Source organism: Pandoraea bronchicola (genome assembly GCF_902459805.1).
GTDB lineage: Bacteria > Pseudomonadota > Gammaproteobacteria > Burkholderiales > Burkholderiaceae > Pandoraea > Pandoraea bronchicola.
In genome coordinates this window covers 641,795-660,906 of sequence record NZ_CABPST010000001.1, presented here as the reverse complement: position 1 = coordinate 660,906, position 19,112 = coordinate 641,795, and the positions used below count along the sequence as shown (strand labels likewise).

The 19,112-nt window shown below is 64.3% G+C and carries 19 protein-coding genes; 14 read left to right on the top strand and 5 right to left on the bottom strand.

Features of this window, described 5'->3' with window-relative positions; translation table 11 throughout:
- Nucleotides 1-8 precede the first annotated feature (8 nt).
- The 4 genes from dapF (at nucleotide 9) to PBR20603_RS03010 (ending at nucleotide 4,180) form a co-directional block, all read left to right on the top strand.
- Complete coding sequence (gene dapF / locus PBR20603_RS03025) at nucleotides 9-860, top strand: diaminopimelate epimerase (protein WP_150558035.1); 852 nt, start codon at nucleotides 9-11, stop codon at nucleotides 858-860.
- A gap of 151 nt (nucleotides 861-1,011) precedes the next feature.
- Nucleotides 1,012-1,680, top strand: coding sequence for a DUF484 family protein (locus PBR20603_RS03020; protein WP_150558034.1), 669 nt, complete (start codon nucleotides 1,012-1,014; stop codon nucleotides 1,678-1,680).
- A gap of 203 nt (nucleotides 1,681-1,883) precedes the next feature.
- Nucleotides 1,884-2,807: a tyrosine recombinase XerC gene (gene xerC, locus PBR20603_RS03015; RefSeq protein WP_150558033.1), complete on the top strand. Its 924-nt coding sequence runs from the start codon at nucleotides 1,884-1,886 to the stop codon at nucleotides 2,805-2,807.
- Nucleotides 2,808-2,965: 158 nt separating this feature from the next.
- Nucleotides 2,966-4,180 (top strand): class I SAM-dependent rRNA methyltransferase, encoded by a 1,215-nt coding sequence (locus tag PBR20603_RS03010; protein ID WP_150558032.1) that lies wholly within the window; start codon nucleotides 2,966-2,968, stop codon nucleotides 4,178-4,180.
- 19 nt (nucleotides 4,181-4,199) lie between these two features.
- On the opposite strand, the gene PBR20603_RS03005 is transcribed toward PBR20603_RS03010, so the two are convergent.
- Nucleotides 4,200-5,075 (bottom strand): DMT family transporter, encoded by an 876-nt coding sequence (locus PBR20603_RS03005; protein WP_150558031.1) that lies wholly within the window; start codon nucleotides 5,073-5,075, stop codon nucleotides 4,200-4,202.
- A 148-nt stretch (nucleotides 5,076-5,223) separates the two neighbouring features.
- Between PBR20603_RS03005 and PBR20603_RS03000 the strand changes: the two genes are divergently transcribed.
- The 7 genes from PBR20603_RS03000 to hslU all read left to right on the top strand — a co-directional run bounded on the left by PBR20603_RS03000 (nucleotide 5,224) and on the right by hslU (nucleotide 13,146).
- Nucleotides 5,224-5,718 (top strand): Fur family transcriptional regulator, encoded by a 495-nt coding sequence (locus PBR20603_RS03000; RefSeq protein WP_150558030.1) that lies wholly within the window; start codon nucleotides 5,224-5,226, stop codon nucleotides 5,716-5,718.
- Nucleotides 5,719-5,809: 91 nt separating this feature from the next.
- The gene (locus tag PBR20603_RS02995; protein ID WP_150558029.1) at nucleotides 5,810-6,898 is read left to right on the top strand and encodes a CobW family GTP-binding protein; all 1,089 of its coding nucleotides are present in this window, start codon (nucleotides 5,810-5,812) and stop codon (nucleotides 6,896-6,898) included.
- Nucleotides 6,899-7,287: 389 nt separating this feature from the next.
- A complete protein-coding gene (gene dksA / locus PBR20603_RS02990) occupies nucleotides 7,288-7,707 on the top strand; it encodes an RNA polymerase-binding protein DksA (RefSeq protein WP_010805609.1) in 420 nt (139 codons plus the stop codon).
- Between the two features lie 231 nt (nucleotides 7,708-7,938).
- Nucleotides 7,939-8,397, top strand: coding sequence for a hypothetical protein (locus PBR20603_RS02985; RefSeq protein ID WP_150558028.1), 459 nt, complete (start codon nucleotides 7,939-7,941; stop codon nucleotides 8,395-8,397).
- A 370-nt stretch (nucleotides 8,398-8,767) separates the two neighbouring features.
- Nucleotides 8,768-10,819 (top strand): TonB-dependent receptor, encoded by a 2,052-nt coding sequence (locus tag PBR20603_RS02980; protein WP_150558315.1) that lies wholly within the window; start codon nucleotides 8,768-8,770, stop codon nucleotides 10,817-10,819.
- Nucleotides 10,820-11,111: 292 nt separating this feature from the next.
- On the top strand, nucleotides 11,112-11,663 hold the full coding sequence (gene hslV / locus PBR20603_RS02975) for an ATP-dependent protease subunit HslV (protein ID WP_150558027.1): 552 nt from the start codon (nucleotides 11,112-11,114) through the stop codon (nucleotides 11,661-11,663).
- A gap of 124 nt (nucleotides 11,664-11,787) precedes the next feature.
- Nucleotides 11,788-13,146: an ATP-dependent protease ATPase subunit HslU gene (gene hslU, locus PBR20603_RS02970; protein WP_150558026.1), complete on the top strand. Its 1,359-nt coding sequence runs from the start codon at nucleotides 11,788-11,790 to the stop codon at nucleotides 13,144-13,146.
- Between the two features lie 61 nt (nucleotides 13,147-13,207).
- Here hslU and PBR20603_RS02965 read toward each other — a convergent pair whose 3' ends face one another.
- Together PBR20603_RS02965 and PBR20603_RS02960 are read right to left on the bottom strand one after the other, a co-directional pair.
- Nucleotides 13,208-13,750, bottom strand: a complete 543-nt coding sequence (locus PBR20603_RS02965; RefSeq protein ID WP_150558025.1) for a response regulator transcription factor — start codon at nucleotides 13,748-13,750, stop codon at nucleotides 13,208-13,210.
- Nucleotides 13,747-15,015 carry an ATP-binding protein gene (locus tag PBR20603_RS02960; RefSeq protein WP_150558024.1) on the bottom strand — a complete coding sequence of 423 codons (1,269 nt, stop codon included), beginning with the start codon at nucleotides 15,013-15,015 and terminating at the stop codon, nucleotides 13,747-13,749. The genes PBR20603_RS02965 and PBR20603_RS02960 overlap by 4 nt, the downstream gene beginning before the upstream one ends.
- Nucleotides 15,016-15,234: 219 nt before the next feature.
- Between PBR20603_RS02960 and PBR20603_RS02955 the strand changes: the two genes are divergently transcribed.
- Nucleotides 15,235-15,726, top strand: a complete 492-nt coding sequence (locus PBR20603_RS02955) for a copper chaperone PCu(A)C (protein WP_150558023.1) — start codon at nucleotides 15,235-15,237, stop codon at nucleotides 15,724-15,726.
- Between the two features lie 28 nt (nucleotides 15,727-15,754).
- Here PBR20603_RS02955 and PBR20603_RS02950 read toward each other — a convergent pair whose 3' ends face one another.
- A complete protein-coding gene (locus tag PBR20603_RS02950; protein WP_174977756.1) occupies nucleotides 15,755-16,015 on the bottom strand; it encodes a cysteine-rich CWC family protein in 261 nt (86 codons plus the stop codon).
- Nucleotides 16,016-16,447: 432 nt separating this feature from the next.
- On the opposite strand from PBR20603_RS02950, the gene argB reads away from it, so the two are divergent.
- Nucleotides 16,448-17,353 carry an acetylglutamate kinase gene (argB, locus tag PBR20603_RS02945; RefSeq protein WP_150558021.1) on the top strand — a complete coding sequence of 302 codons (906 nt, stop codon included), beginning with the start codon at nucleotides 16,448-16,450 and terminating at the stop codon, nucleotides 17,351-17,353.
- A 120-nt stretch (nucleotides 17,354-17,473) separates the two neighbouring features.
- Complete coding sequence (locus tag PBR20603_RS02940; RefSeq protein WP_150558020.1) at nucleotides 17,474-18,172, top strand: adenine nucleotide alpha hydrolase; 699 nt, start codon at nucleotides 17,474-17,476, stop codon at nucleotides 18,170-18,172.
- A 16-nt stretch (nucleotides 18,173-18,188) separates the two neighbouring features.
- Here the strand turns inward: PBR20603_RS02940 and PBR20603_RS02935 are convergent, their stop codons facing one another.
- The gene (locus tag PBR20603_RS02935) at nucleotides 18,189-19,094 is read right to left on the bottom strand and encodes a LysR family transcriptional regulator (RefSeq protein ID WP_150558019.1); all 906 of its coding nucleotides are present in this window, start codon (nucleotides 19,092-19,094) and stop codon (nucleotides 18,189-18,191) included.
- Nucleotides 19,095-19,112: the final 18 nt, after the last annotated feature.

Here is a 19,112-nt window from a genome sequence, read left to right as displayed (position 1 = left end):
ATAGCGGCATGAAGCTCAAATTCACCAAGATGCAAGGCGCCGGTAACGACTTCGTCGTGATCGACGGCATCTCGCAGACCATCGATTTCACGCCCGAACAGTGGCGTGCGCTCGCCGACCGCCACTTTGGCGTGGGCGCGGATCAGCTGTTGCTCGTCGAACGCTCGGCGCTGCCGGGCGTGGACTTCCGCTACCGCATCTTCAACGCCGACGGCGGCGAGGTGGAGCATTGCGGTAACGGCGCGCGCTGCTTCGTGAAGTTCGTGCGCGACACGGGGCTCACCGACAAGCGTTCGGTACGCGTCGAAGTTCAGCAAGGCGTGATCACGCTCACCATGCGCGACGACGGTCAGGTCAGCGTGGATATGGGGGCGCCGATCCTCACACCATCCGACGTGCCGTTCGACGCCAGCGCTCTGGAAGGTCGCCGCGAGGGGGCCGACACGCTCTGGCCGCTCGACGTCGCCGGCAAGACGACCTGGATTTCCGTGGTCTCGATGGGCAATCCGCATGCCGTGCAGGTGGTGGATAACGTCGACACCGCACCGGTGGAGACGGACGGCCCGCTGATCGAGCGTCACGCCCGCTTCCCGCGCCGTGTGAACGCCGGTTTCCTGCAAGTGGTGGACCGGCATCAGGCACGTTTGCGCGTGTACGAGCGCGGTGCCGGCGAGACACTCGCCTGCGGCACCGGTGCCTGCGCGGCCGCCGTGGCGGGTATCCGCCGCGGGTTGCTGAGCGCACCCGTGGCCATCGAAACGCATGGTGGCACGCTCACGATCGACTGGGACGGCGCGAGCGGTCCGGTCATCATGACGGGGCCGGCCGCCACGGTCTTCGAAGGCACGATCGAGATCTGACGCAAAGCGTCGGTCCCGGCGATGCGCTCCGGCAGCAGGACAGTACGATGTTGGTTTCTCACGATTTCTGATTTAGCGACCCAGGCGGCCGCGGGCCACCCTTGTGCTCGAGGGCGGCTGGCGGCAGTTGACGAACAGCAGACGGACACTCATGAACGACCGAGATATTGCGGAATACCTGATCGCGCATCCCGACTTCTTCGAGCGCCATGCCGAATTGCTGGCCGGTGTGCGGCTCACCAGCCCGCACGGCCAGCGCGCGGTGTCGTTGCAAGAGCGCCAGATCGAGATGCAGCGCGAGAAAACCAAGCAGATCGAGCGACGCCTCGCCGAGCTGATGCGCTACGGTCACGAAAATGACGACATCTCGGCCAAGCTGCACCGCTGGACCCTCGGCCTGCTCGGCGAGCGCGATCCGCATGCGTTGCCCGAAGCCATTGCCCGGGGCCTGCGCGACGTCTTCAATGTGCCCTTCGCGGCAGTCCGCCTGTGGAACGTGGCGGCGCCGTATCAACCGGCCGAGTTCGCCCGCAGTGTGAGTGAAGAGGTGAAGATCTTCGCGTCGAGTCTGGCCACGCCGTATTGCGGTGCCAATACCGGCTTCGAAGCGGTGACGTGGCTGGGCGCGCCGAGCGATCCGGCATCTGTGGCATTGCTCGCCCTGCGTGATCCGCAAACGCCCGAGGGGCCGATCTTCGGATTGCTCGTCATGGGTTCGGAAGACGCACGGCGCTTCCATGAAGGCATGGCGACCGACTTCCTGACGCAGATCGGTGAGCTGGCCGGGGCGGCGCTCGGCAAGCTCCGCGCAGACGACTGATGCCCGCCGGGTCCGTGGCGAACTGACGACTCCATCGCCTGCACCTCATGGTCACGTCGACCCGAACGCCTCGCTCTGCCAGCGGGGCCGCAAACAGAACCCGAACCGGCAGCGCCTCGCCGGTTCGCGCCCGCAAGCCCAAGGCGGCCATCGTGGCGGCCGACGATCGATCAGGTCCGCCTGTCACGCCGGAAGTGCCTGACATGCCGCTGGAACCGGGCATTCGCAGCTACCTCACCTCACTCGCCAGCGAACGCAAGCTCGCCGGGCTGACCCTCGAGAACTACACGCGCGACCTGCGTCAGTTGCAGCGGCTCGCGCATGGCCGGCCGCTCGAATCGCTTCAGCACGGCGACATTCGCCGCTTCGCCATGCAGTTGCATAGCGAGGGGCTCGTCGGCCGTTCGATTGCTCGCAAGCTCTCTGCCTGGCGCGGCTATTTCGCGTGGCTTGCGCAGCGTACTGCGCTCGCAGCCAACCCTGTCGAAGGGGTGCGCGCCCCCAAACAGCCCAAACCGTTGCCGAAGGCGCTCTCGCCCGATCAGGCGTCGGCGCTCGTCGAGCATGTCTCGGGCACGTCTGCCGAGGCCGTGCGCAACCGGGCGATGTTCGAACTGCTGTATTCGTCCGGCCTGCGTCTGTCGGAACTGACGGGCCTGGACCATCGCTACGTGGAAGCCGACGGCTATCGTTCCGCGAGTTGGCTGGATCTGCCAGAACGCGAGGTGGTCGTGACAGGTAAGGGGAACAAGCGACGTCGTGTACCGGTCGGCGAAAAGGCGGCACAGGCGCTCTGCCTCTGGCTCGACATGCGCACGGCGCTGGCAACCGCCGAGCCGCACGCGCTGTTCCTCTCGGCGCGGGGCAAACGCATCGGCGCGCGCGCGGTGCAACAGGGGCTGGCGCGTCACGCGCTGGCCGCCGGGTTGCCGACGCACGTTCACCCGCACATGCTGCGTCATTCGTTCGCCACGCATGTCCTGCAATCGTCTGGCGACCTGCGCGCCGTGCAGGAGATGCTCGGTCACAGCAATATTTCGACGACGCAGATCTACACGAAGCTCGACTTTCAGCATCTCGCGAAGGTCTACGATCAGGCGCATCCGCGCTCGCGCAAGAAGACCTGAGCTTTCCGGCGGGCGGCGCGACTCGGTGTAGAATCGCGTCCTTCCCCAGCAAGTCCCGCATGTTGTCCGTCCGCCGGACGTCGCCCCTGTGTGGCGATGCCGCCTTGTGCTCCGCGCGACTTGCCGCCATTCCGTATGCAACCGTTGGTCCGTCCCGCATGAATACCTTGACCCTCAAGCCCGGCAAAGAAAAGTCCTTGCTGCGCCGTCACCCCTGGATTTACGCCACCGCCGTGGCGCGCGTGGACGGCAAGCCGGCTTCCGGCGCAACGGTCGTGGTGCGTGCCGCCGACGGGCGTTTCCTCGCGCGCGCCGCGTTCAGCCCGGTCTCGGCCATCCGCGCCCGCGTGTGGACGTTCGACGAAAACGAGCCGGTCGATCATGCATTCTTCAAGCGGCGCGTGTCCGCGGCCCTCGCGTATCGCGAACAGATGGTGCACGACACGGGCGCCACGCGCCTGATCTTCGGCGAAGCCGACGGCTTGCCGGGCCTGATCGTCGATCGCTATCAATCGGCGCCCGGCGCGCCGGTGACGGACCAACTCGTGTGCCAGTTCATGGCGGCGGGCGTCGAAGCCTGGAAGGACGCGATCGTGAAGGCGCTCACCGGCGTGACCGGCTGCCCGAACGTCTACGAGCGCTCCGACGCCGCCGTGCGCGAACGCGAAGGCCTGCCGAGCATCACCGGCGTGCTGGCGGGGGCAGAGCCGCCCGAAGCGCCCGATTTGCTGACGACATACGAATGCGGCGTGAAGTATTACGTCGATGTGCGCAACGGGCACAAGACGGGCTTCTACGTCGACCAGCGCGACAATCGTCTGCTCGTGCAACAGCAAGCCAAGGGCAGCGACGTGCTCAACTGCTTCTGCTATACCGGCGGCTTTTCGCTGGCGGCGCTGGCAGGCGGCGCGCAGAGTGTGCTGTCGATCGACTCGTCGGGTGACGCGCTGGCCATCGGCGCGCGTAACGTCGAACTCAATGGCTTCGACGCCGCGCGTGCCGAGTGGCGCGATGCAGATGTCTTCAAGACCCTGCGCGCCTTGCGCGAAGAGGGACGAACGTTCGACATGATCGTGCTCGATCCGCCCAAGTTCGCCCCGTCGGCCCATCACGTGGATCGTGCCGCTCGGGCGTACAAGGACATCAACATGGCGGGCTTCAGGCTGCTGCGTCCGGGCGGTCAGTTGCTGACGTACTCGTGCTCGGGCGCCATCGACGCAGATCTGTTCCAGAAGATCGTGGCGGGCGCGGCGGTCGATGCCGGTGTCGACGCACGGATTCTGCGCCGCCTGTCGGCAGGCATGGATCACCCGATGCTCACGCAATTCCCCGAAGGCGAATACCTCAAAGGGCTTTGGTTGCAGCGTATGTAAGTGCTTGCTATTGAGGGCGTTAGCCCAGCGTCAGGGCGACGACACCCAGCGCGATGAGCACGGCACCGCCCACGCGGCGGTGCATCTCGCCCTCTCCCAGCAGACGCACGCCAAGCAGTGCGGCGATCATCATTGACATCTCCCGCGCCGGCGCGACGTGTGAGACCGGCGCGTACTTGAGCGCGGTCAGGATCAGGAAGTAGGACATCGGCGAAATCAGCGAGATCAGCATGATCTTGCGCCAGTTCGACTGCCAGAGCACGGCCATGCGCGCGGGGCGCGAGCATGCCATCGGTGCCGAGAGCACTACCCGCAGCACATTCTCCAGGTAGTAATAGACGAGCGGCGTGAGCAGCAGGGTGCGAATGGCATAGGCGTCGGCCAGCGTATACGCCGCGATGAATCCGCCCGTGAGCACGCCCCAGCCGGCACCGGCGTGCATGCTGCCGCGCCGGAACAGGCGCTCGCCACCGGCGATGACCAGCACGCCGCCCACCACGAGTCCGATGCCGGCGAGCGCCAGCCAGCCCGGGCGTTCCCCCAGCAGCACGATGGCGCCCAGCGACGACAGCAGCGGCCCGGTGCCGCGCGCGAGCGGATAGACGACCGATAGGTCGCCGACCCGGTAGCCGCGCTGCAAGACCAGCGTGTAGCCGTAGTGCAGCGCGGCACTCGCGGTGATGACGACCCAGCCCAGCGCCGTCGGCCAACTGGCTTCGGCGCCGATCAGAAAGCACAGCGCCAGCGGCGTGTAGAGCACGACGGTGAGCAGCGCATAGAGGAAGACGAGTTGCGGGCCGCCCCCTTCGCTGGTGTCGATGCGTTTGGCGAGGAAATTCCACGTGGCGTGAAGAAATGCGGCAGTGACGACGAGGGCGAGAGCGGTGGGCGACATGGTGAGGGGGATTTTTTTGTGTCAATTGTATGACGCATTGCCCGTCCACTTTCGGTCACTTTGGGCTGGGGGCCTGCAACGCTCGACCGCGAGCCCTCACTTTTGCAACTCGGTTGCAGCGCTGGCGGCGCTGTGCTTAAATCGATTCATGAGCCTTACTCAACTACAACCGTATCTGGAAGCTGCCCGCGCGAGCTTGCAGGAACAATCGGGCCGCGTGACTTCGGGGCGTGTACGTGTGCTGGCGCTGCTGCTCAAGGCAGGCCGGCCGCTCACCCATCAGGAAGTGCTGGCCGATCTGGCCACCGATGCCGACCCCCTCGACCGCGTGACGGCCTACCGCGTGCTCGACTGGCTGGTCGCGCAGGGCTGGGCGATCAAGCAGGCGGGCGACGACCGTATCTTCCGCTTCGTCATGGCCGAGCACGTCGACCCGGAACGTGCCGCCTCGCCGCGTCCGCATACGCAGCACGGTCATTTTCGCTGTGTACGCTGTCACCGGACCTTCTGTCTTGACGATTGGCCCCAGCATCCCCAATTGAGTGAGCGCGAACTCAAGCGCCTGCCCAAGGGTTTCGTGGGCGAACAGGTCGAGCTGCTGATTCATGGCACCTGCGCACAGTGCGCGGGCGCCCCCAACTGACGCGTCCCAAGCCGCCATTCGTCACCTCGGGTACAGTGAGTGACATTCAGGCGGCATCGGGCACGCCGCTTCACAACAGGACATTGCATTCATGACCCCCGTCACCATCCTGACCGGCTTTCTCGGCAGCGGGAAAACCACGTTGCTCAAGCGCATCCTGACCGAAGCGCACGGCATGAAGATTGCCGTCATCGAAAACGAATTCGGTGAAGAGAACATCGACAACGACATCCTCGTGCAGGAAAACGCCGAGCAGATCGTGCAGATGAGCAATGGCTGCATCTGCTGCACGATTCGCGGCGATCTGGTGCAGGCGCTGTCCGATCTGAACAGCCAGCGCGACGCGGGCAAGATCCAGTTCGATCGCGTAGTGATCGAGACGACCGGCCTGGCCAACCCCGGCCCGGTGGCGCAGACCTTCTTCATCGACGACGAAGTCGCCGATACCTATCGGCTCGATGCCATCATCACGCTGGTCGACGCCAAGCATGGCCCGCAGCAGCTCGATCAGCACGAAGTGGTGCAGCGTCAGGTGGGCTTTGCCGACCGCCTGTTCATCACCAAGGCCGATCTGGTCACGCCCGAGGTGCTGCACGATCTGAAGCATCGTCTCGCGCATATGAATCCGCGCGCACCGCAGCAGGTGGTCGACTTCGGTCAGGCCGACCTCAAGCAGATTTTCGACATCCACGGCTTCAACCTGAACGACAAGCTCGATATCGATCCGGACTTTCTGGCCGCCGACGAGCATGCGCAAGATCATGATCATGACCACGATCATGGCCACGATCACTCGCACTGCGATCATGATCATGGCCAGTGCGCCCACGAGGGGCACGACCACGGACATGACCACGGGCATCACCACCATGCCCACCACGACGACGCCATCAAGTCGTTCGTCTTCCGTAGCGAGAAGGCGTTCGATCCGGCCAAGCTGGAGGATTTCCTCGGGAGCATCCTACAGGTGTACGGCGAACGCTTATTGCGTTATAAAGGCGTATTAAACATGCGCGGCATCGACCGCCGGGTCGTGTTCCAGGGCGTTCACCAGATGATGGGCAGCGACGTGGGCACGAAATGGCAACCCGGAGAGACGCCGAACACCAAGATGGTGTTCATTGGTGCCGAGCTGCCGAAAGACATCATCCTGCAAGGGCTGGAGCGCTGTCTGGTCTGAGCGGGGCTGCCGAATCGACCAACGGGAAACCCCTTAACCGGGGCTTTCCGATGATTCGGTTACAATACCTGCCCACTGGGCTGTCGCCAGCGAATTTACGCGGCATTCCGGGGGGTAGGCAGGGGAGCACCGCCATGGCCACCGCCTCTCGCAAGACTGCCACCGCACGCCCCACGCGCCGGGCTGAACCGGCGCCGGATGCGGGCGCCAAGCGTGCTCCAGCAGGCAAATCGAAGACGGGCGAGAAGGTCGCCGCCAAAAAGGCCGCGCCCCAATCGTCCGGCAGGAACGTAACCCAAGAAGCCGCCCGCGGCATCGCCGGTAAGCAAGACGTCCCATCTGCTGCAGGGGCGTCGCCGGACTATCCGAAAGAGACGCCAGAAAAACCCATGAGCAAGAAAAGACTTTTGACCGAGGCCGAAATTCTGAAGATGGGCGAGAAGGACTACATGAATGAAGATCAACTCGCCTTCTTCAAGGATCGTCTGGAAACTCTGCAAGCTGACATTCTGCGCAACGCCGGTCAAACGACCGAGAACCTCCGGGAAACCATTCTCGTGCCGGACCCGGCTGACCGCGCCACGATTGAAGAGGAGCACGCACTTGAACTGCGTACCCGTGATCGTGAACGCAAGCTGCTGAAGAAAGTACAGCAATCGCTCGCTCGCATCGATTCCGGCGAGTACGGCTGGTGCGAAGAGACCGGTGAGCCGATCGGCATTCCGCGTCTGCTCGCCCGCCCGACGGCCACCCTGTCGCTCGAAGCGCAGGAACGTCGCGAACTGCGTCAAAAGCTGTTCGGCGACTGATCGCATCACGCAATCCGGCCCGATGCCGCGCGGTGGCGGCAAGTCAGTCGGGCCCCTCGGTTTGCCAAAGGCATGTCTTCACGGCATGCCTTTTTTATTGCCCTTTCGACGCCGGCCGGTCGACCGCGCTGTGCGCGCCCGGCACTGTCGTCTGCACGCAACGCAAGGTAAGGCTCGCGGCAGGACTCGCTTTATGGCAGAATTGCAACTCAGTTGCAATTATACCCGTCCATGCCGTTCATCGAATCCGTCACTCGCCAATGGCGCGCGCTTTTACGTGCGCAGACGGGGCGTGGGCGAAGCGGCTGGATCGCGTGGCTTATCGTCGCGCTGGTCTGCGTGCAGATGTGGGGGTTGCAACACGAAATCTCGCATGCGCGCGGGTTGTCCGGCAGCGTGCAGAGCGCGTCGGCCGCCGTCAATTCGGACGATTCGGACAATTCGGACGATTCGGATCTCACGCTTGCCGAGGATGATGCTGCGGCGTCGACGCAAGTCGGCTTCGGCCATCATCATCATCATTGCCACCTCTTCGAGGGGGCGACGCTGGCGGCTGCGATGGCCGTCGCCGTTTTGCAATGGCGTGGCGACACCGTCACGGCGAATGCCCCGCGGCGGACCACCGGCCGCAGTCACGCCAGTGCGCTTCAACGCCCGTTCGATTCTCGCGCCCCGCCGGTCACGGTCTGACCTGACGCGTTCTCTCGCGTTTTTCCGCGCTTAGCGCGCGAATTCCTGCATCCCTGCCGACTTCAGTACTGACGTTCACGGTTCCCCGGGCCTGTGACGGCAGCGTGCTGCTGCGCGTTCGTTCGCCGAGCCACCGTTCGGCGCCGGACGGGGCGGGTATTCGTTCGCACCGATTCACGCGGTATCCGGGAGCCCCACGTCTTCGGGCGAGGGCTCCCCGCACAGACCCAACAGAATTCATACCGACATGGCACACCCTTCCTCGAACGCTGCGCGTGAGCGCGCGGCGTCTTCGCTCGCTTCTGCCTCCGCTTCCCGTTGCGCCGCCCGCCGTGCGTGCCGCGCGCTACCCGGCCTTGCACCGCTGCCGATGGCGGCTGCGCTCACATTCAGCGCGCTCGCCATGATGGGCGTGTCGGCGCACGCCGCCGACGTGTCTTCGGAAACATCGTCGGCCACCGCTGCTCCGGCGGCACCCGAAGCCGCGCTGCCGACGACCTTCGTCACGGGCAACCCGCTCGGACGCGCCACCGCCGATCTGACCGTCCCCGTCACCGAACTCGACGGGAAGGCACTGACGCTGCGCCGTGCCGGCACGCTTGGCGAGACCCTCGACGGACTGCCGGGTGTCTCTGCAACGTCGTATGGTCCGAACGTCAGCCGCCCGATCATTCGGGGTCTCGACGGCGACCGTATTCGCCTGCTGCAGAACGGCACCGCAGCGCTTGACGCCTCGTCGTTGTCCTACGATCACGCCGTGGCGCAAGACCCGCTGACGATCGAACGCGTAGAGATCGTGCGCGGCCCGGCGGCCCTGCTCTATGGCGGCAACGCGGTCGGTGGCGTAGTCAACACCATCGACAACCGTATTCCGCGCGAATCGATCACCGGTATCTCGGGCGAGACGGATTTCAGCTACGGGGGGGCGAACCGCGAACGCGCGGGCGCCGCGCAGCTCGAGTTCGGCAACGGACAGTTCGCGTTCCATGTTGACGGCTTCGCACGAAAGAGTGCTGACCTGCGTATCCCGGGCTTTGCACATTCGGCGCAACAACGCGCCCGCGACGACGAAGACACACCGCAATCGTCGGGCACGTTACCCAACAGCAACGGGCAGGTGAGTGGTGCGGCCGTTGGCGCGTCGTGGACGTGGGCCAACGGCTACACAGGCCTTTCGTACTCCGGTTACGACGCCGATTACGGCACGGTGGCTGCGGCCGACACACGTATCCGGCTGCGGCAGCAGCGTCTGGCAATGGCCAGCGAAGTCCGCAATCTGAGCGGCCCGTTCACCGCGCTCAAGTTCAATTTCGGCTACACCGATTACGAGCACAAGGAAATCGAGAACGGCCAGACGGGCACGACCTTCAAGAACCACGGCTACGAAGGACGCATCGAAGCCCGGCACGCAAAGATCGGGCCGTTTGAAGGTGCTGTGGGCGTGCAGTTCGCGCAGAACACATTCTCGGCGCTTGGAGAAGAAGCCTTCGTGCCGAAGAGCGATACCATCAACGTGGCGCTGTTCGCGCTCGAAGAGTGGGCCGTCAATCAGGCGGTGAAGCTCTCGTTCGGCGCGCGCATCGAGCACTCGAGCGTCAAACCGGCGGCCGGCGGCAACGAGCGCTTCGAGAATCTGCCGTCGCGCAACTTCACCCCGGGCAGTGTGTCGGCGGGGGCAGTCTTCGCACTGGCGCCTAAGTGGTCGGTCGCACTCAATACGTCGTATACGGAGCGTGCGCCGACGTTCTACGAGCTATACGCCAACGGCCCGCATCTGGCGACCGGTGTCTGGGAAATCGGCAACCCGCAAGCCAAGCTCGAAAAGGCCTTCTCTACCGATCTGTCATTGCGCTATGAAAGCGGTCCGAACAAGGGCAGCGTCGGCCTGTTCTACAGCCGTTTCACCAACTTCATCGCCCTGAGCAACACCGGGCAGAGCATCGAAGAGGAGGACTCGACGCTGCCGGTCTATCAATACGCGGGTGTGCCGGCCGACCTCTATGGTGTCGAAGCCGAAGGCCGCGCGCGGATTTGGCAGGGCTACGGCAATCTCGATCTGGAACTGCGCGGCGATTACACCATCGGGCGCAATCGCGATACGGGCGAGCCACTGCCGCGTATCGCACCGTTGCGGCTGACGGCGGCGCTGGCCTACGGTCTGGGCCACTGGGGCGCGCGCGTGGAAATGGTGCACGCGAGCCATCAGGGACGTGTGCCGGCCAACGATCTGACGACGAGCGGCTACACCACGCTCGGCGCGGCGCTGACCTATCAGTTCAAGGCGGGCGGTGCTCAGTGGCTGGCGTATCTGAAGGGTGAGAACCTGACCAATCAGGAAGTGCGTCTGGCCAGTTCGGTGCTGCGCGACGTTGCGCCGCAGGGCGGCCGCTCCGTTCGCGTGGGTTTGCGCACCACGTTCTAAGCGGGAACGCTCCGCAAAATCGAGGGAATTTCTGAGAAATTTCCTCGCAACATTCGATTCGCGCGGTGCAACGCCGCGCGAATCTCCCGATCCATGCCGCGTTTTGCGACATCGGCCTGCTGTCGACGGCGAGGCTTGCCCGCCGCCGTCGACGCCTCTTGATATTCTTTCGATTGCCCTAAACTACAGTGACGTCTCGCCCGGTCGGGTGCGTCGTCACAGTCGTGAGGACGCGTCAGGCGTCCGGGCCAATCGTTACGGGGCGCGTGTCGCCCCCCGAAAAGGAACAGGCATGGAGCAATATCACGGCACCACCATCGTCTCCGTTCGGCGCGGCGATCAGGTCGCGCTTGGCGGTGACGGTCAGGTCACGCTGGGCAACATCGTGATGAAGGGTACGGCACGCAAGGTGCGCACGATTTATGACGGCAAGGTCATGGTCGGCTTCGCCGGTGCCACGGCGGATGCCTTCTCGCTGCTCGACCGCTTCGAGGCGAAGCTCCAGAAGCATCAGGGGCATCTGACGCGCTCGGCCGTCGAACTCGCCAAGGACTGGCGTACCGATCGCATGCTGCGCCGGCTCGAAGCGATGATGATCGTCGCCGATGCCGAGACCACGCTGGTCATCACAGGCAACGGCGATGTGCTCGATCCGGAGGGCGGTGTTGCTGCCATCGGTTCGGGTGGATCGTATGCACAGGCGGCGGCCCGCGCGCTGATCGAGAACACCGATCTGACGCCGGGCGAGATCGTCAAGAAGGCGCTGACGATCGCTGGCGAGATGTGCATCTACACCAACGGCAACCACATTATCGAGACGCTGCCGCCGAAGGCAGCGAAGTGACGACGGACGACGCGCGCGCCGCAGCAGGTGGACTCCTGCGGCGCGCTTTGTCGGCCGGCGGCTGAACGACAGCCGACCGGCCGCGCGTCGCCCTCGGTTCGAACCCCCAATTTTGGCGAACGTCATGACCCATATGACCCCCTCCGAGATCGTTTCCGAACTCGACAAACACATCATCGGCCAGCAAAAGGCCAAGAAGGCCGTTGCGGTAGCGCTGCGCAACCGTTGGCGCCGTCAGCAGGTGGCAGAGCCCCTGCGTCAGGAAATCACGCCGAAGAACATTCTGATGATCGGTCCGACCGGTGTCGGTAAAACCGAGATAGCACGCCGTTTGGCCAAGCTGGCCGACGCGCCGTTCATCAAGGTCGAGGCGACCAAGTTCACCGAGGTCGGCTACGTGGGCCGCGACGTGGACAGCATTGTGCGCGACCTCGCGGAAATCGCGATCAAGCAGACGCGCGAAGCCGAAATGAAGAAGGTGCGTACCAAGGCCGAAGATCGTGCCGAGGACCGCATTCTCGATCTGCTGTTGCCGACCGGGCGCGAATCGTCGCGCGATATCCGTTTCGGTTCGGCGTCGCACGAGGCTGAGCCGAACACCGAAGACAACGCCACGCGTCAGACATTCCGCAAGCGCCTTCGTGAAGGTCAGCTCGACGACAAGGAAGTCGAACTGGAAGTGGAAATTCCGGCACAGGGCATGGAGATCATGGGCCCGCCGGGAATGGAAGAGATGACCGAGCAGATCAAGGGCATGTTCGCGAATCTGGGCAATCAGCGCAAGAAGCGCCAGAAGCTCAAGATCAAGGACGCGCTCAAGGTGCTGACGGACGAAGAAGCGTCGAAGATGCTCAACGACGAAGAGGTCAAGCAGTTGGCCTTGCGCAACGTCGAGCAGAACGGCATCGTGTTCCTCGACGAAATCGACAAGATCGCCACGCGCAGCGAAGTGGGCGGCGGTGACGTGTCGCGTCAGGGGGTGCAGCGCGATCTGCTGCCGCTCGTCGAAGGCACGACCGTGAGCACGAAGTTCGGCATGATCAAGACGGATCACATCCTGTTCATCGCGAGCGGTGCGTTCCATCTGGCCAAGCCGAGCGATCTGATTCCGGAACTGCAAGGCCGCTTCCCGATCCGCGTTGAACTCGAATCGCTGTCGGTCGAGGATTTCGAAGCGATTCTCACGCAAACGGACGCCAGCCTCGTGAAGCAGTATCAGGCATTGCTCGCGACGGAAGACGTGAATCTCGAATTCGCGCCAGACGGCATCAAGCGTCTTGCGGAGATCGCTTTCTCGGTCAACGAGAAGACGGAAAACATCGGTGCACGACGTCTGTACACCGTCATCGAGAAACTGCTCGAAGACATTTCGTACAACGCTGGCAAGCAGGCGAACGAGGGGGTGTTGATCGACGCCGAGTACGTCAATCGCTTCCTCGAGGAAGTGGCGCAGAACGAAGATCTGTCGCGCTACGTGCTGTGAGTTCGCGGTAATGTGAAAAAGGCCCCTTGCGGGGCCTTTTTTTTCGTCTGCGGGCCAGGCGTTACTGCTTCACCGGCCGCTTCAGCAGCTTGCGCTGCAATGTGCGCCGATGCATGTTCAGCGCGCGCGCCGTGGCCGAGATGTTGCCGTTGTGTTCGGCCAGCACGCGCTGAATGTGCTCCCACTCGAGGCGTGCAACGGATAGTGGCGAGGGATTCTCGATGGCTTCGTCGGCCTGCGTTTCGCTCGCATCGCTGCGCAGCGATGCGAGGATCGTGTCCGCATTCGCGGGCTTGGCCAGGTAGTTGTCGGCACCGTCCTTCACCGCCTGCACGGCCGTCGCGATGCTCGCGTAACCCGTGAGTACCAGCATGCGGGCTTTCGGTTGCAATGCACGCAGCGGTGCGATGAGGGGCAGTCCGGAGTCGTGTCCCAGATGCAGGTCGACCGAGATCAGATCGAACTGACGCGTGCGTGCCGCGAGCAGCGCCGCTGCACCGTCGGCGGCGATCTGCACGTCGTAACCGCGACGGGTCAACGCGCGGGCCAGCGTTTCTGCGAAGACGACATCGTCGTCGATAAGGAGGAAATGCGAGGCGTTCATGTCTGACTCCGCGAGCCGAAGAAGAAAGAGGCCATCGGCAGGCGCAACTCGGCGCGCGTGCCTTGCGGCGTGTTGGGCGTAAGGACGATGTCACCGCCGAGACGCTGCGCGCTGGCAAAGGCCAGATACAGCCCCATGCCATGCCCGCCGTGAGTGCTCATGACGGGAGAATTCCCCAGCCGGGTGCGCAACTCGGCGGTCATGCCGGGGCCTTCGTCGCAGACGGTAAAGCGGGCATCCTCCGGCGTGACGCTCACGTCGAGCGTGACCGACGACGGGCTGAAGTAGGCCGCGTTATCCAGCAGGATGGTGAGGATCTGACCGACCTGCACCGTGTCTTCGATGCGTGCGGTCAACTGCGGCGGTACACGTAACTGGAACTGCACCTGCGGATGGCGCAAGCGCCATTGCGTGGTGAACGCGGGCAGCCATTCGGCCACTGCTTGACGCACGGGCGCTGCGGCGCGTGTCTGCACGTGGCCGATGGCGCTCTTGCACAACGCGATCTGCTGTTCGAGCGTCTGAAGATCCGGTTCGAAGGGCTTTAATGCGGCATTGCCCAGACTCTCGCTGCGCAGTTCGCCGACGACCACGGCCATCGTCGAGAGCGGCGTGCCGAGTTCGTGCGCCACGCTTGCGGCCTGAGCGCCGAGCGCGGCCATCCGTTCATCGCGCAGCAGGCGCTGTTCCGCGCGGGCGAGTTGCGCGTCGCGGGCGCGCAGTGCACGCGACATTCGCGAGACGAACCACGCGATCACAAGCACGCTGACCACGAAGTTGACCCACATGCCGGCCAGATGCAGGCGCAGCAAATTGCCCGGATCGGCCAGATCGAGCGGCACATACTGGAAATTCAGTGCGCCATAGGCGACCAGCGAGAGCAGCGCCAGTTGCGAGGCGTTACGCCACGGCAGCACGGCGGCGGCAATTGCCAGACCCGGGAGGAAGAGCGAGACGAAGGGGTTGGTCGCGCCACCGGAGAAGAACAGCAACGCGGTGAGCGCGGCCAGATCGACGAGCAACTGGCTCATCAGATCGAGATCGGTGCGTCGCTTGGCGCGCTCGATACCGCGTCTGGCCCGTACCCAGGTGAGCACGTTGAACAGCACTTCGAGGGCGACGATGGTGAGCATCGGCTCAAGCGGCAGACGCACGCCGAGCCAGAGTTGCGCGACGCCGATGGTTGCCAGTTGGCCGACGATGGCCAGGCAACGCAGCCAGAAAAGCTGGACGACGTTGGTTCGCTCGATGGGAAAATGAGTCATACGACAAGTGTACCAAGTCCGGGTCACGGGCCATCTTGCGTCTGCCGGCGCTGCGACACTCTGCCGCATGGGGCTGATGGCCCGCATCACGCCGTGCGCACGCGCATCTGGCGAGGCACGACTACAATGGACGTCCACGTCTCGCGCGGCAGGGTGTCGCGCAGCGTCTCATGCGATACAGGGCGGATGCGTGTCCGTCGACAACGAAAAGGAGTTTGCATGAAGCACAAGCTTTGGGTGGCTGCCGCGCTGAGTCTTGGCATGGCTTCGGCGTATGCACAGGTGGATGTCTCCGACGCATGGGCGCGCGGTACCGTGCCCGGCCAGACCGCGACCGGCGTTTTCATGACCTTGCAGGCGCATCAGACGACCACGCTCGTTGGCGTGAGCAGCCCCGCTGCGGCGAATGCCGAAGTCCACGAAATGAAGCTCGAAGGCACGCTCATGAAAATGCGCGCCCTCCCGAACGGCCTGCCGCTGCCGGCCAATCAGCCGGTGCAGCTCAAGCCGGGCAGCTATCACATCATGCTCACGGACCTGAAGGCGGCGCTCAAGAAGGGCGATACCGTGCCGGTGACGTTGCGCTTCGAATCCGCGGATCACAAGATGTCCGAGCAGCAGGTGCAGGTGCCGGTACGCGATCTGACGGCAGGCGCACCCGCTGCGAGCGGCGGCATGGCTGGCATGGCGCACGGCGCGCACAGCCAGTAATCGCTGCCGCGCGCGCTCGCCCGCCGCCTCAACCGGGATCGGCGGCGGTGCCGCCGATCGCCACACCGGCGTCGGCGAGCGCCGCGCGAAGACAGGCGGGGCACAGGCAGGCGCCGGCACCGAGACGGGCCGCGGCGGGCAGACGGGGCCCGTCGAGACACCAGCAGCGCACGTCGCCGGCGGCGTCTGCCGACGACAGCGCGCCGCATGTCACAACGGCGCCGCATTGAGGGCAGCGTGACGGAGCGCAGGCCACGCCTGGAGGCGTCGGATCATTTGTGCCGGTCATGTTTGCGATTCCCTTGGCCATCGATTACCACGACGTGAGAGACGCCGCCCCCATGGCCCCCATGCCCTGCCAGGGCGTTCGCCGGCACGAGTTGCGCAACTGCAACAGCGTGCATTCTGTCATCGACCGGCCCCAAGCGGGCGGTCGCGGCGCCGAAATCGGGGGGCGAAGGGCGATGAGGTAAAAATCGGCCACTGACGGGCGTCCATGACGAAGTGAAAGGGGTGATACGCACGCGCGATTCTGTGCCGCTGGGCGGGCGAAAATCGCCGCTTTTGCGGTTACCGTCCGGCATGTGACGAAGGGTAGCCATGGGCATTTGCCGAGGCAAGTCCCAGACCCTTCCGAATCCCGTCAAAGCCCCGCACGCAAAGGCTTCTTGGTTGTACAATGCGCCGTGTTTCTGGTCCACCTGCGAAAAACCTTCCCGCCATGTCCGATCCGCAACTGTCTTCTATCGACGACATCGCACCTGCTCTCAAGGCCGAAGTTCTGGCCGAGGCGATGCCATATATCCGCAAGTACCACGGCAAGACCGTGGTGATTAAATATGGCGGCAACGCAATGACGGAAGAGCGTCTGAAGCGAGGCTTCGCGCGCGACGTCATTCTGCTCAAGCTTGTCGGTATCAACCCGGTGGTGGTGCATGGCGGCGGCCCGCAAATCGATCAGGCACTCAAAAAGATCGGCAAGCAGGGCACGTTCATCCAGGGCATGCGTGTGACCGACGAAGAGACGATGGAAGTGGTCGAGTGGGTGCTCGGCGGCGAAGTCCAGCAGGACATCGTCATGCTGATCAACCAGTACGGCGGTCAGGCGGTGGGCCTCACTGGCAAGGACGGCGGTCTCATCAACGCTCGCAAGATGCTGATGCCGGATCGTGAGCATGCGGGCCAGTTCCTCGACATCGGTTTCGTCGGTGAAGTCGACTCGATCAACCCGGCCGTGGTGCGCGCGCTGCAGGACGACGCTTTCATTCCCGTGATCTCGCCGATCGGCGTGGGGGAAGACGGCCAGGCGTACAACATCAATGCCGACCTCGTGGCAGGCAAGCTCGCTACGGTGCTGGGCGCCGAGAAGCTCGTGATGATGACCAACATTCCGGGCGTGATGGATCGCGAGGGCAATTTGCTGACCGACCTGTCGGCGCGCGAGATTGACGAACTGTTCGCAGACGGCACGATTTCGGGCGGCATGCTGCCGAAGATCTCGTCGGCACTCGACGCCGCGAAGAGCGGTGTGAAGTCGGTGCACATCGTCGACGGCCGTATCGAGCACTCGGTGTTGCTCGAGATCCTGACGGAGCAGCCGTTCGGCACGATGATCCGCTCACACTGAGCGCGATGTCATGCGGGCCGCGTCGATGGAAACATCGCAACCCGCAAGTCTCAAGGGCGGACCCTGCGGGGTCCGCTTTGCATTGGTACGCTCCAACGACCGACTTAGTCACGTGACCCCATGCCCACACCCGCCTTTTTCTCCTGGAGTGGCGGCAAGGATTCCTGCCTTGCCCTGCATCACGCGTTATCGTGCGACACGGCCGGCGTACCGCACTACGACGTGTGGCGGCTGCTGGCGATGTTCGACGAGACGGGCGACAGCTCGCGCTCGCACGGCTTGCCACGCGAATTGATGCAAGCGCAGGCGGATGCACTCGGCATCGCGCTTGACGTCGGACAAGCTGGCTGGCGCGAATATGAGGCCGCATTCGTTGCGCGTCTTCAGGCAATGCGTGCCGACGGTATCACGCACGGTCTGTTCGGCGACATCGATTTGCAGCCGCATCGCGATTGGGAAGAGAAAGTGTGCGCGGCTGCGGGCATGACCGCCGTGCTGCCACTGTGGCAGCGTGAGCGTCTGACGTTGGCCCACGAGTTCATCTCGCTGGGCTATCGCGCGGTGATCGTGTGTGTGGACGGGCGTCACCTCGGACCGGAATTTGTCGGCCGCGAGTACGACGCGTCGTTGCTGGCCGAGTTGCCGGCGACTGTCGACGCGTGTGGCGAGAACGGCGAGTTCCATACATTTGCCTACGATGGCCCGCGCTTCGCACAGCCGGTGCCGTGGCGCATCGAGCGGGTCGAGACGATTCACGGTCCCAAGGAGTACGGCGGCACGCCGTACCACCGCGCGCACATCGTGCCCGCGCCGGGCTGATTCGTATTCCGAAGTGTTAACCGGGCGCTGTGAGTTGCCGCAACTCGTCGAGCAGCTTGGCAGCGGGGCTCGGCAAGATGCCCTGACGGCGGCGAAACGCCGTGAGGGTGCGCGTGGCGCGCACGGTCGAAATCGGTAGCGTATCCATGACCTGCGCCCGCGCTTCGACGTCGTACATGGGCTCGGGCATCCACGTCAGAAAGCCGCATCGCGCGACCATGCTCTTGAGTACGGGAACGGAGCGTGTCTCCACGACGATATTCGGCAACCCTAGCCCGTGCGCCGCAAACACGCCCTGCATATGCGCGTACGGCGCGGTGCCGCGCGGTGGTATCGCCCAGCGCTGCGTGAGCGTGTCGGCCAACGCGAGGGGCTTGCGCTGGCGCAACGGGTGATCGCACGCGGCCACCACGTAGCTATCGTCTTCCCAATGGCAGTCGGTGATGGCGACGATGTCCTCGGTATCGGGGGCGAGCGTCGAGAGCGCCAGATCGATCTCGTGCCGCATGAGCCCCTGAGCGAGCCGGTCCCACACCCCTTCGATGATCTCCACGCGCAGATTCGGCCAGCGATTGAGCACCCGGTCGACGGCGAGCGGCAGCACATGACTTGCGATGGCCCCGACCGCGCCGACTTTGATCGTGCCTTTGGCCAGACCGCGCAGCGCATCGATTTCTTCGCGCGCATGGTCGGCTTCGCGCTCCAGCAACATGGCATGGGGGAGCAGCGCTTGCCCGAACGCCGTCAGTTCCATGCCCTTGCTGTGCCGCTCGAACAGCGGCGCGCCCAGATCGGTTTCAAGGCGTTTGATCGTGCGGCTCAACGCGGGCTGGGTGAGGTGCAGCTCCATGGCTGCGCGCCCCAGACTGCCGGTCGCGACGATGGTCGTAAAAGCGCGCAATTGCTGGAGATTGAGGCTCATGGCGGACAGCGGAACTCC